Source organism: Caulobacter sp. Root1455 (assembly GCF_001426905.1).
Classification (GTDB): Bacteria; Pseudomonadota; Alphaproteobacteria; order Caulobacterales; family Caulobacteraceae; genus Caulobacter.
In genome coordinates, this window is record NZ_LMFQ01000020.1 from 532,402 (window position 1) to 545,016 (window position 12,615).

8 protein-coding genes, 1 tRNA gene and 1 pseudogene are annotated in these 12,615 nt (G+C 69.9%); 6 read left to right on the forward strand and 4 right to left on the reverse strand.

The genetic code is table 11. The annotated features are described in order from the left end of the window. Nucleotides 1-44 precede the first annotated feature (44 nt). A pseudogene (locus tag ASD21_RS12020) lies at nucleotides 45-3,413 on the forward strand (error-prone DNA polymerase). A gap of 140 nt (nucleotides 3,414-3,553) precedes the next feature. On the opposite strand, the gene ASD21_RS12025 reads toward ASD21_RS12020, so the two are convergent. The 4 genes from ASD21_RS12025 to ASD21_RS12040 form a co-directional block, all read right to left on the reverse strand. Then, complete coding sequence (locus ASD21_RS12025; RefSeq protein WP_056441023.1) at nucleotides 3,554-5,395, reverse strand: response regulator; 1,842 nt, start codon at nucleotides 5,393-5,395, stop codon at nucleotides 3,554-3,556. Between the two features lie 175 nt (nucleotides 5,396-5,570). Then, nucleotides 5,571-7,541: a nucleoside-diphosphate sugar epimerase/dehydratase gene (locus tag ASD21_RS12030; protein WP_056441026.1), complete on the reverse strand. Its 1,971-nt coding sequence runs from the start codon at nucleotides 7,539-7,541 to the stop codon at nucleotides 5,571-5,573. 106 nt (nucleotides 7,542-7,647) lie between these two features. Further along, the gene (locus ASD21_RS12035) at nucleotides 7,648-8,874 is read right to left on the reverse strand and encodes a molybdopterin molybdotransferase MoeA (RefSeq protein ID WP_268761081.1); all 1,227 of its coding nucleotides are present in this window, start codon (nucleotides 8,872-8,874) and stop codon (nucleotides 7,648-7,650) included. 178 nt (nucleotides 8,875-9,052) lie between these two features. Next, nucleotides 9,053-9,895 (reverse strand): ferredoxin--NADP reductase, encoded by an 843-nt coding sequence (locus tag ASD21_RS12040; protein WP_056441029.1) that lies wholly within the window; start codon nucleotides 9,893-9,895, stop codon nucleotides 9,053-9,055. Between the two features lie 284 nt (nucleotides 9,896-10,179). Between ASD21_RS12040 and ASD21_RS12045 the strand changes: the two genes are divergently transcribed. The 5 genes from ASD21_RS12045 (at nucleotide 10,180) to ASD21_RS12065 (ending at nucleotide 12,595) form a co-directional block, all read left to right on the forward strand. Then, on the forward strand, nucleotides 10,180-10,569 hold the full coding sequence (locus ASD21_RS12045; RefSeq protein ID WP_056441032.1) for a hypothetical protein: 390 nt from the start codon (nucleotides 10,180-10,182) through the stop codon (nucleotides 10,567-10,569). Nucleotides 10,570-11,003: 434 nt separating this feature from the next. Continuing rightward, nucleotides 11,004-11,079 (forward strand) — tRNA-Trp (locus tag ASD21_RS12050). A gap of 63 nt (nucleotides 11,080-11,142) precedes the next feature. Further along, complete coding sequence (gene secE / locus ASD21_RS12055; protein ID WP_056441035.1) at nucleotides 11,143-11,472, forward strand: preprotein translocase subunit SecE; 330 nt, start codon at nucleotides 11,143-11,145, stop codon at nucleotides 11,470-11,472. Nucleotides 11,473-11,480: 8 nt separating this feature from the next. Beyond that, nucleotides 11,481-12,038, forward strand: a complete 558-nt coding sequence (gene nusG / locus ASD21_RS12060; protein WP_056441038.1) for a transcription termination/antitermination protein NusG — start codon at nucleotides 11,481-11,483, stop codon at nucleotides 12,036-12,038. A gap of 311 nt (nucleotides 12,039-12,349) precedes the next feature. Next, a complete protein-coding gene (locus ASD21_RS12065; RefSeq protein WP_056441040.1) occupies nucleotides 12,350-12,595 on the forward strand; it encodes a hypothetical protein in 246 nt (81 codons plus the stop codon). The last annotated feature ends 20 nt before the right edge of the window (nucleotides 12,596-12,615 follow it).

A 12,615-nucleotide genomic window follows, 5' to 3' on the forward strand; every position in this document is an offset into this window, starting at 1 on the left:
CGTCGGCTTCGCCGACACCTCCCCCACAGGGGGAGGGCCTGGCCATGAAAACCCACGCCTACGCCGAGCTCCAGGCCACCACCAACTTCTCCTTCCTGCGCGGGGCCTCCCACGCCCAGGAGCTGATGCTGACCGGCCAGGCCCTGGGCCTGAGCGCCGTCGGCGTGACCGACCGCAACAGCCTGGCCGGGGTGGTGCGGGCCTGGACGGCGGCCAAGGAGCTCAAGAAGCAAGGTTTGGCGATCCGCGCCCTGACCGGCTGCCGGCTGGACTTCATGGACGGTACGCCCAGCCTGCTTTGCTACCCCAGCGACCGCGAGGCCTTCGCCCGCCTGACCCGTCTGCTGACCGTGGGCCAGCGCCGGGCCGAGAAGGGCGAATGCCACCTGTTCTGGAAGGACTTTCTCGAGCACGCCGACGGCCAGCTGGCCCTGATCGTGCCGCCGGCGAAACTGGACGGGGCCTTCGAGACCGACCTGACCCGCATCGCCGGCGAGCTGCGCGGCCGGGTCTGGCTGGCCGCCAGCCGGGCCTACGCCGCCCAGGACCTCAAGCGCCTGTCGCGGCTGGCCGAGCTGGCGCGCGACGCCCGCGCCCCGATGGTCGCCACCAACGACGTGCTCTATCACGGCCCCGAACGGCGGCCGCTGCAGGACGTGATGACCTGCATCCGCGAAGGCTGCTCGATCGCCGAGGCGGGCTTTCGGCTGGAGGCCAACGCCGAGCGGCACCTCAAGACCCCGGCCGAGATGGCCCGGCTGTTCGAGCGCTGGCCCCAGGCGGTGGAGCGCACGCTCGAGATCGTCGAACGCATCGGCTTCGATCTGGGGGATCTGAAGGAGCAGTACCCGGACGAGCCGGTGCCGCCCGGCAAGACGGCCATGCGGCACCTGACCGACCTGACCTGGCAGGGCGCGGCCTGGCGCTATCCGAAAGGGGTTCCCGACAAGGTCGCCGACCAGCTGCGCGAGGAGCTGCGGCTGATCGCCAAGATGGACTATCCCAACTACTTCATCACCGTGCACGACATCGTCCACAAGGCGCGGGAGATGGGCATCCTGTGCCAGGGGCGCGGCTCGGCGGCCAATTCCTCGGTCTGCTTCTGCCTGGGGGTGACGGCGATCGATCCCACCGAGCACCGGCTGCTGTTCACCCGCTTCATCTCCGAGAACCGCGGCGAGCCGCCGGACATCGACGTCGACTTCGAGCACGAGCGGCGCGAGGAGGTGATGCAGTACGTCTACGAGCGCTATGGCCGCGAATACGCCGCCATCTGCGGCACGGTGATCCACTACCGGCCGCGCAGCGCCATCCGCGACGTCGGCAAGGCCCTGGGCCTGACCGAGGACATCACCGCCATCCTGGCCAACACCGTCTGGGGCAGCTGGGGCGACGGCCTGCCCGACGAGCACATCAGGCAGACGGGGCTGGATCCGAACAACCCGCAGATCGCCCGGGCCATCGCCCTGGCCACCGAACTGCTGCAGCACCCCCGCCACCTGTCGCAGCACGTGGGCGGCTTCGTCCTGACCAAGCGGCGGCTGGACGAGACCGTGCCGATCGGCAACGCGGCGATGAAGGACCGCACCTTCATCGAGTGGGACAAGGACGACATCGACAGCCTGGGCCTGATGAAGGTCGACGTGCTGGCCCTGGGCATGCTGACCGCCATCCAGCGGGCGTTCGGCATGCTGCGGGCCGAGCATGGCCAGCCGATCGTCGATCTGGCCGACGTGCCGGTCGAGGTGAAGGGCGTCTACGACATGCTGTCCAAGGCCGACAGCGTGGGGGTGTTCCAGGTCGAGAGCCGGGCCCAGATGTCGATGCTGCCCCGGCTGCGGCCCAACCGGTTCTACGACCTGGTGATCGAGGTGGCGATCGTGCGGCCCGGCCCGATCCAGGGCGACATGGTCCATCCCTATCTGCGGCGGCGCAACGGCCAGGAGCCCGTGGAATGGCCCGCGCCCTCGCCGGAGCATGGTCCGCCCGACGAACTTTTCGGCATCCTGGGCAACACCTTCGGCGTGCCGTTGTTCCAGGAGCAGGCCATGAGCCTGGCCATCGAGGCGGCCAAGTTCACGCCCGACGAGGCCGACGGCCTGCGCAAGGCCATGGCCACCTTCAAGCACGACGGCGATCCCGGGCAGTACCGCGACAAGTTCGTCGAGGGCATGGTCTCGCGCGGCTACGAACGCGACTTCGCCACCCGCTGCTTCAAGCAGATAGAGGGCTTCGGCTCGTACGGCTTCCCGGAAAGCCACGCGGCCAGCTTCGCCAAGCTGGTCTATGTCTCGGCCTGGATCAAATGGGCCTGGCCGGACGTGTTCTGCGCGGCCCTGATCAATTCCCAGCCGATGGGCTTCTACCAGCCGGCCCAGCTGGTGCGCGACGCCCGTGAGCACGGGGTGCAGGTGCGGGCTCCGGACGTGCTGATGAGCGACTGGGACTGCACGCTGGAGGACCGCGCCTTCTCCTCACCCGCCCACTCCTCCTCACCCGCCCACTCCTCCTCACCCGCAAAGCGGGGGAGGTGGCGCGATGCGGATACGCATCGTGACGGAGGGGGCGTCTTGCGGCGGCCGGGCGCCGATCCGGGACCGCCGGAAACGCATGCGTTCACGCGTCGGTCCCGGATCTTCGCGCTGCGCGCTCGTCCGGGATGACAGTCGTTTTAGGGCCTGAAGGAGGACGACGCCACGCTGCTGGTCGCGGCCCGCGCCGCCGGGGCCCGGTCGCCGGCCGACTTCGCCCGGGCCGGGGTCTCGCAGCGCGGGCTGGAGCTGCTGGCCGAGGCCGACGCCTTCGCGTCCGCGGGCCTCTCCCGACGCGACGCCCTGTGGGCGGTCAAGGGGCTGAAGGGCGAGGTCAAGGCCGACAGCCAGGCGCCGCTGCTGGCCGGCCTGCCGCTGTTCGAGGACGCCGTCGCCCTGCCGGTCATGGCCCTGCCGCAAGCCGTGGCCGAGGACTACCGCACCACCAGCCTGTCGCTGAAGGCGCACCCCTTGCGGTTCTTCCGGCCGATGCTGGACCGGCTGAACGTCACGACGGCCGAGCGGCTGAAGGGCGTCCGCGACGGCCGCAGGGTCAGCGTCGGCGGCCTGGTCCTGATCCGCCAGCGGCCGGGCACCGCCAAGGGCGTGGTGTTCCTGACCCTGGAGGACGAGACGGGCGTGGCCAACGCGGTGGTCTGGAAGGACTGCTTCGACGCCCACCGGCGCACGGTGATGAGCGCCTCGTTCCTGATCGTCCATGGCAAGGTCCAGGCCGCCGACGGGGTGATCCACGTGGTGGCCGAGGGCTTCACCGACCTGTCGGCCGAACTGGCCCGCATGAAGGAGGACCCCGAGGCCCCGGCCCCGACGGTGCGGATGCGGACGTCCGGACGGCTGCAGCGGAGTCGGGACTTCCATTGAATCCCCAACATCCGCTCATCCCGGCGAATGCCGGGACCCAGATGGAATGGCTTAGAGGCTGACGCCAAGAGCGCTGAGCTTATCCAATCAGCCACCCGGCTTTGGGATCTGGGTCCCGGCATTCGCCGGGATGAGCGGATCTAGGGGGTAAGGACCGGAGTGTTTTCCAGAACCCCAACCTTCTTCTCCGCCACCTGCGCCAGCATCGCGAACAGGGCCACGGTGTCGATCGGCTTACGCAGCACGCCGTCGGCGCCGTCGGCCCGGTAGCGGGCGACGTCGTCGTCGAAGACGTTGGCGGTCAGCATCCAGACCGGCGTGCGGGGGCGCGGCGTCGAGGTCTCGAGCTCGCGGATCCGCGCCAGGGCCGCCACGCCGTCGAGCACCGGCATGTTGACGTCCATCAGCACCAGGTCGAAGGCCTCGGCCCGCCAGGCGTCCAGCGCCTGGGCCCCGTCCTCGGCGAACACCAGTTCGATCGGCGAGGCGGCCAGCAGGGCGGCCAGCACCCGGCGGTTGGCGGGGTTGTCCTCGGCCGCCAGCACCCGGATCGGCGCGATCACCCTGGCTTCCGCCGGCGAGCCCGCGGCCAGTTCCGCGGCGGGCGGCGCCAGGGTCGCGGCCTCGAAGGCGAACCAGAAGACCGCGCCGCGCCCGATGCTCTTGCCTTGGGCGCTCCGGCCCCTCCGGGCCTCGCCGCCCGGAAGGTCGTCCACGCCGATCTCGCCGTCCATCAGGGCCAGGTTGGCCGCGCAGATCGACAGGCCCAGCCCGCTGCCGCCCAGGTTTCGGCCGCGTTCGGTCTGTTCGAAGGCGTCGAACATCCGCGCGCGGTCTTCCGGCGACACGGGCGCGCCGGTGTCGCGCACCTCGACCAGGGCGCTCAGCGTCTGGTCCTTGGCCACGCCGGCCAGCCGGACCACCACCGCGCCGCCCGACGGCGAGGCTTTCAGCCCGTTGGAGACCAGATTGACCAGGGTCTGCTCCAGCTTGGCCTCGTCGGCCAGCAGGCCGTAGGCCAGGTCGGGATCGGCGTCCTCGAAGCTCAGCACCACGCCGACGGCCTGGGCGTGGGCGCTCCACACCCGCACCACCGCGCGGACCAGGCGTCGAAGGTCGACCGGCGTCAGCGTCAGCGCCGCCTGGCCGGTTTCGACCTTGGTCAGGTCCAGCACGGTGTCGAGCAGCCGGGTCAACTGGGCACCGCCCTCCAGCACGCCCTGGGCCAGGTCGGCCTGGGTCGGGGTCAGGAAGGTGTCGCGGCGCAGGGCGTGGGCGAAACCGAGCACGGCGTTGAGCGGGGTGCGGATTTCGTGGCTGGCGACGGTCAACAGGTCGGACTTGGCGCGGCTGGCGGCCTTGGCCTCGGCGATGGCCTCGGTCAGGTCGGCGTTCCTGCGGGCCAGGTCGCGCAGGGCCTGGGCCAGGGCGCGGTCGGTGGTCTGCTGGCGCCAGGTGGCGGCCAGGACGGCGACGACGAACAGCAGCATGGCGGCCGCGTAGTGGTTGTCGGTCAGCGGCGCGTGGCGGTCGAAGGCGATCCACAGCAGCGTCGCCACCGGCGGCCCGGCGGCGGTGACGTAGCTGACCTTGCCGGTGTGCACCCGCAGGGCGGCGAACATCAGCACGCAGATGGCCAGCAGGGCGGCCTCCATCCGCATGATCGGGTCGCCCATGAGCCGCAGCTTGACGGCCAGGATGCAGGCGTTGAGCGACAGCAGGAAGACCAGACTGATCGATCGCCAGCGCAGCTGTCGAAAGGCCACGACGGGATCGGCATGGCGCAGCGCCGCCTCGGTCGCCAGGAACAGCGTCGCATAGATGCCCAGCTCGACCACGCCGAACAGGGCCAGGTTCACCCGGGTGTAGAGCGCCAGCAGACCCACGAACACCGCGACCAGGACCAGCCGGGCGCGCACGATGCCGCGCGTGTATCGAACGAACCCGTCCAGGCGGGTGACGTCCACCGTCTGTTCGAACATCCAGGTTCCCGCCGACGCTACTGATGTCCCAAGGATGAGACGACTCGCCCTTGCAAGCGCGGCAAGCCAGAGCATGGGAAGCTGATTCTGGCTTTTGCGCTCGCCTCATAGGCGATGGATTGGGGCGACGGGTCGGGCGAAGGGCTGGAGACGAAGGGCCGGGAATCAATCCGGATCAGACCCGGGTTTTGGCCGCGGCGGACTTGCCTCTGTTCGCTCTGTTAGGGCTCGCCTTGACGGACGCGACCTGGTCGGGCGACACGGCCCGCAGCTGTTCGACCAGGGCGAACAGCTGGACGCGGACGCTGAACTCGTCGCCGGCCAGGGCGGCGGCTTCCAGGGCGGCCAGGGCTTCGGACGAGATCGGCGTCAGCGGCGTCAGCGGCGTGGCCTCGGTGACGCCCTCGGCCTTGGGCCGGGCGGTTTCGTTGACGTCGACCAGGGCCTCGGTCAGCTTTTCGCCGGGGCGCAGGCCGGTGATCTTGATCTCGATGTCGCGCTCGGGAACCAGGCCCTGCAGCTCGATCATCCGCCGGGCCAGATCGATGATCTTGACCGGTTCGCCCATTTCAAGCGTCAGGACCCCGGTCGGCGGGGCGACGTCGCCGGCCGACAGGGCCACGGCGCGCAGAACCAGCTGCACGGCCTCGGGAATGGTCATGAAATAGCGTTCGACCTCGGCGTCGGTCAGGGTCACCGGACCGCCGCGGGCGATCTGGTGCTGGAAGATCGGCACCACCGATCCGGCCGAGCCGAGCACGTTGCCGAACCGCACGACGCTGACGCGGGTGTCGCCGCCGGCGCCGTTCGGCCCGCTGGCGAACTGGCGGACCAAGGCCTCGGCCACCCGCTTGGTCGCGCCCATCACGCTGGCGGGAGCGACGGCCTTGTCGGTGGAGATCAGCGCCAGGTGGGCCGCGCCGCAGGCCTTGGCGGCGGCGGCGACGTTGCGGCTGCCCAGCACGTTGGTCCGCACGCCCTCGCAGGGGTGGTTCTCGACCAGGGTCACATGTTTGAGGGCGGCGGCGTGGAAGATCAGTTCGGGCTTCTCGGCGGCGAACACCAGGTCCAGGCGGGCGGCGTCGCGCACGTCGCACAGCACGTCGCGGCGGGGCAGCTGAGGCCAGGCCTCGCCCAGCTCGCGGTCGATATGGAAGAGGTTGGCCTCGGCGGCGTCCAGCAGGGTCAGCTGGGCGGGGCCGCTGGCGGCGATCTGGCGGGCCAGTTCCGAGCCGATGCTGCCGCCGGCCCCGGTGACCAGCACCCGCTTGCCGGCCACGAGGGCGCGGACCGGCTCGGGGTCCAGGCGGACGGGCGCGCGGCTGAGCAGCTCCTCCAGGCTGATCTCGCGCAGGGCGGAGCCGCCGGCCCCAGGGGCGCCCATGTCGACAAGCCCGCCCTGGCGGCGCAGCAGGCGCACGCCCTCGGTCTTCAGCCGGCCCAGCCGCTCGGTCCCGAAGGCGCTGAGCGGGCCGTCGGTCAGGAACAGCAGGGCCGACGGCTGCAGGCCGCCGTCGCGCAGCTGGGCCATGACCGCGTCGAAATCGTCGATGGCGCCCAGGATGCAGACCCCGCCCAGCTCGTCGCCGGTCTCGCGGGCCTCGGGGGTCAGCACCCCGACCGGGGCGTAGCGTTCGCCCAGGGCGGCGGGGGCGCGCAGGAAGGCCTCGGCCTCGCTCGCCGAGCCGACGATCAGCAGGCGGGGCAGGGCGGCCGAGGCGGGCGCCGGGCGCAGGCGGGTCAGGGCGTCGACCAGCACCTGCTCGTGCAGGGCGCGGCGCACGATGCGCAGTCCGGCCAGCAGGGCGGTCAGCAGCAGGAAGGCGGCGGCCAGGGTGCGCAGGCCGCCCGGCTGACGCACGTCGGCCAGGCGGGCGACCAGGGCGAAGGTCAGGACCGCCAGCAGGGCCGAGCGCGCCAGGCGCAGGCCGTCGCTGGCCGCGAAGAACCGCCACGGCGAGCGTTCGACCTGGAACAGGATCTCGACCAGCAGGGCGCAGCCGGCGAACAGGGCCGCGAGGGCCAGGGCGGACAGGGCGAGGCTGGAAGGGGTGAAGGGCGTGGCGCCGGTGGTCAGCGCCTGAGCCAGCAGCATGGCCACGAAGGCCAGCACCATGTGCGCCGCGATCTTGCCCATACGACCCATGAACACAAACTCCGCCGCGGTCGTCGGGAAACCGCTTCGAACGCGGCTTAGCACGCTCCGCGTGCGTCGTCGCCAGTCGTGGCGACCACCCTGTCGGCCTGGCGCATCAACCCCGCGGCAAGGGCAGCAGTTCCACCACATCTCCCGCCGCGACCGCCGGCGCGCCGGCCGGGCGCAGGACCAGGCAGTCGGCGCGGGAGAAGACGCCGATCAGTGAAGAGTCCTGGTCGGGGAAGGGGGTGACCCACACCCGGCCTTCGACGTCGACGGCGCGGGCGGCGCGCATCCAGTGTTCGCGCGGACCGGTGGCGGGCAGGGCGGCGGTCAGGGCGCCGGCGCTGATCGTCAGGGTCGGATCGGCGCCGGTCAGGGCGGCCAGCAGCGGGCGCAGGAAAAGCTCGGCGCAGACCAGGGCCGAGGCCGGGTTGCCGGGCAGGCCCAGCACGCGGCGGCCGTCCTTTAGGGTCCCGAACCAGGTCGGCTTGCCGGGGCGGACGGCCACGGTCTGGACGCGCAGGTCCAGGCCCAGGGTCGCCAGGGCCGGCTTGACCAGGTCGTGGTCGCCGACCGAGGCCCCGCCGACGGTGACGATCAGGTCGGCCTCGGCGGCGTCGACCGCGCGGGCGATGGCGTCCAGATCGTCGGCCTGGGCCTTCAGCCTGACCGCCTCGCCGCCCCAGGCCGCGACCAGGGCCGCCAGGCCGAACGAACCGGACTCGAAGATCTGGTCGGGGGCGGGGGTCGCGCCGGGCGGGACCAGCTCGTCGCCGGTGGCCAGGATGGCGACGCGGGGGCGGCGCGCCACGGCCAGGTCGGCGCGCCCGGCGGCGGCGGCCAGCGCCAGCCGCCAGGCGTCGATCCGCGAGCCTTCCGCCAGCAGGGCGTCGCCGGACCGGAAGTCGCCGCCGGCCGGCCGGATGTTGCCCGGCGGCGGGTCGCGGTCGATCGTGAAGCTGACGGTGTCGCCGTCGCGCGCGGCGTTCTCCTGGATCACCACCAGGTCGGCCCCCGGCGGCACGGGGGCGCCGGTGAAGATCCGCACCGCCTGGCCGGCCTCGACGGGCCGGAGATGGGCCCGGCCGGCGGCGCTCTCGCCGACGATCCGGAACCGCGCGTCGGGCGACAGGTCGGCCCGGCGGATCGCCCAGCCGTCCATCGCCGAGGCGTCGAACGGCGGCTGGTCGCGATCGGCGACGATCGGCGCGGCCAGCACCCGGCCGATCGCCTCGGCCAGGGCGACCTGCTCGATCCCCAGCCGCGCGGCGTCGGCCAGCATGCGGCCTCGCGCCTCCACGACGGTCAGGTTCTTCAGTTGAAGCTTGTCGTCGCCCACGCCCGCACTCCCGCAACCATGAGCCCAGAGTTCTACTTAAATCCGCTCATCCCGGCGAATGCCGGGACCCAGATGGAAAAGCTGGGACGGGCTCCAGAATGCTCCGAGTTCTTCCCGTCAGACCCACCGCCAAGGGATCTGGGTCCCGGCATTCGCCGGGATGAGCGGAGGATTTGGATTACCCCACGAACGCCCGCTCGATCACGAAGTCGCCCGGCTCGGCGTTGGAGCCTTCCTTCATGCCGTGGGCTTCCAGCAGGGCGGCGGTGTCCTTGATCATCGCCATCGAGCCGCACAGCATGGCGCGGTCGTGCTCGGGATCGAACTTCACCTGGTCCAGGCCCAGGTCCTTGAACAGCTGGCCCGAATTGATCAGGTCGGTGAACCGGCCCTGGCGCTCGAACGGCTCGCGGGTGACCGTGGGATAGTAGACCAGCTGGGCCTTGGCCTCGTCGCCGACCAGCGGGTCGTCGTGGATCTCCGACGTGAACAGGTCGCGATAGGCCAGTTCCTTCACCTCGCGCACGCCATGGGCGACGATCACCTGCTCGAAGCGGCTGTAGGCGTCGGGGTCGCGGGCCACCGACAGCCAGGGCGCCAGGCCCGTGCCGGTGCCGAACAGGAACAGGCGCTTGCCGGGGCGGACGGCGTCCAGCACCAGGGTGCCGGTCGGCTTCTTGCCCAGCAGGATCTGGTCGCCTTCCTTGATCTGCTGCAGGCGCGAGGTCAGGGGGCCGTCGGGCACCTTGATCGAGAAGAACTCCAGTTCCTCGGCGAAGTGCGGCGAGCCGATCGAATAGGCGCGCAGGATCGGCTTCTTCTCGCCCAGCTCCTCGCGGGGCGGCAGGCCGATCATCACGAACTCGCCCGAGCGGAAGCGGAAGCTGGCCGGACGGGTGATCGCGAAACTGAACAGGCGATCGGTCCAGTGCTTGACCCACAGCACGGTCTCGGTGTGCCAGGCGGCTTCCTTGGCGGCCGGGGGGGCGGGCGGGGCGGCGGTGGTTTCGATGGCCGTCATAATCTGCGTTTCAAGTCCTGGACGCGCGGCGGACCGCGAGATTCTAAGAGGGCGTCGCCACGGCCCTGAAGCGACTGCGTCTCATGTGAGCACAGGCGCGTGGATGTCAACTTTGGTGGTCTGAAAGGGCTTTGAGAAAATCTTCCCCAAAAGCGTCAAAATGGCGGGCGCGTGTTTTTTGAACCGTGTCAAAATTGTGATTGCCGCCTCCCCAAACGGGGCGCACTCTTCCTCTTGTTTCCGCGTCAGAAGACGTCGCGGAGGCCAATGATACGGAGGAACGTATGCGGGTAAGGTTCGTAAAGGCCGCCGCGGCGGCCAGTCTGTTAGCGTTAAGCGTAGCTGCCTGCGGGCAGGAAACCGGCGCCACCGGTCAGCAAGCTCAACAAGTCTCCCTCGAAGGCAAGGCGGTCACCGCCTCCGGCTGCGTCCGGCCGGTGGAATCGACCTCGTGCATCGTGGTTCGCGGCCCAGGCGGCGGCTACTACGACATCTCCGGAGCCGCGCCGGCGCCGGATCCGGCCAAGGGCGTGGCGATCTCCCTTCAAGGACGCGACCTGGGTGAGAACACCCAATGCGGCCGCAAGCTCGCGGACGTGAAGTGGTCGTACCTGAACATCCAATGCGCCGCCCTTACCCCGGCGCCCGCGCCGGAAGCGGAAAAGGCCGGCTGATCGTCTCAGGCTTCGCCGGAGCCCGGATCCGTCCGGGTTTTCGGTGAAGTCGAGCTGCCTTTCGCGCCGCTAGGCTCGGTCGCGGGACGCGGCGCCTGGCCATCGGCGCCCTGTGCGGGGCGCTGGTTCTCGTTCTCCACCTCTCGGTTTGACGGCCGGTTCGGGTTCGGGCTGGCGGGCGTTGGCATGGCGCGTCTCCTCCGGGCTTCGATCTGGCGCCAAGGCCTAACGCGTCGCGGCGACGGCTGATCCTTCGCGGCCGAAGCCGTCGAAAGCGCGGATCGCGCTCCGGCCGCTTGCCGGGCTCGAACGACCCTGCTAAACGACGCGGCTCTGGCGATGAGACCAACGCGCTGGCGGGCTTCAAAGAGCCTACCGGCGCGATGTTCATTGTCGGAAAGCCGGAATCTCCGTTAAGGGGGTCGCGGTTCCGCAGGAGTGTAGCTCAGCTGGTAGAGCATCGGTCTCCAAAACCGAGGGTCGTGGGTTCGAGTCCCTCCACTCCTGCCACTATATGTCATCGGTCACCCGGTTTTCGGGCTGACCTATCGAAAGTCGCGAGCCTCTTAAGTCATGGCCAGGAAACCGGGTTCTAGCCCGTCTGCGATCAAGAACCGCGCCGCGAAGACGGCAGCGGCGCTCGCGCCCGCCGGTCAGGCGCCGGCCGCCAAGGGCGCCGCCGCCAAGGCCCCGGCTCCGCCGAAAAAGCCGATCAATCCGGTTCGCTTCGCGCAGGAAGTCCGCGCCGAGGCCCGCAAGATCACCTGGACCACCCGCAAGGAGACCTGGATCACCTCGGTGATGGTCTTCATCATGGTGGTGCTGGCTTCGCTGTTCTTCACCTTCGCCGACTGGATCCTGGGCCTGGGCGCCAACCTGCTCCTCAAGATCGCCGCGGGATAAGAAACATCATGAGCACCGACACCGCGTCCAATCCGAACCACAAGTGGTACATCGTCCACGCCTACTCGAACTTCGAGAAGAAGGTGGCCGAGAGCATCCGCGAACAGGCCAAGAGCCACGGTCTGGAAGACAGCTTTTCCGAGATCCTGGTTCCGACCGAGGACGTCGTCGAGATCCGTCGCGGCCGCAAGGTCAACGCCGAGCGCAAGTTCTTCCCCGGCTACGTGTTGGTGAAGATGAACCTCTCGGACGAAGCCTATCACCTGATCAAGAACACCCCGAAGGTCACGGGCTTCCTGGGCAGCGCGTCGAAGCCGCAGCCGGTCTCCGAAAAGGAAGTCCAGCGCATCATCGGCACGATCGAAGAGGGCGTCGAGCGTCCCAAGACCGTGGTGCTGTTCGAGGTCGGCGAGAACGTCCGCGTCACCGACGGTCCGTTCGCCAGCTTCAACGGCTCGGTCGAGCAGGTCGACGAGGAGCGGGCCCGCCTGCGCGTCACCGTCTCGATCTTCGGCCGCGCCACTCCGGTGGAGCTGGAATACAGCCAGGTCGAGAAGATCAGCTGATTTTCAGTCACGGCTGACCGAGTTTTCGAAAACCCCGCGTCGGAAACGGCGCGGGGTTTTTGCTGTCCGGAATTCAAAAGCTAGCGCCGCACGCTCGATCACTTGCCCCCTACGGGTCGCGGTGCGTGCGTCCTCCTCCCCCTGTGGGGGCGGACAGGCCGCGAAGCGGCGAGGTGGGGGCAAGTGTTAGCCGGCGCGACCCCTCCGGTAAGCCTTATGCCGGCTTTATGTCGTGAGCCCGAACCCGAATGGATCGCTTATGCCGTTCGGCGCGACAAAGGCTGTGTTGTCTTCCGTCCGGGATCCGTCCGATGTCCGTCTTCCATTGCAGACTCGCCTCCCTGGCCTTGGCCCTGGCCGCTGTCGGCGGTTTCGTCCTGCTGCTGGTCCTGGCCGCCCAGCACCCGGAGGCCGCGCCGCTGCTGCGCATCCTGGCCTTCCTGTGGCTGGGCGCCGCCGGGGCCTCCAAGCTGGTCTTCGACCTGACCGAGACGGTCGGTCGCGAGGACCGCGCCAAGGTCTCGCGCGCCGCGTCATTGCATCGCTTCCGAGAATAGGGAGGATGCGGCCGCCCGCC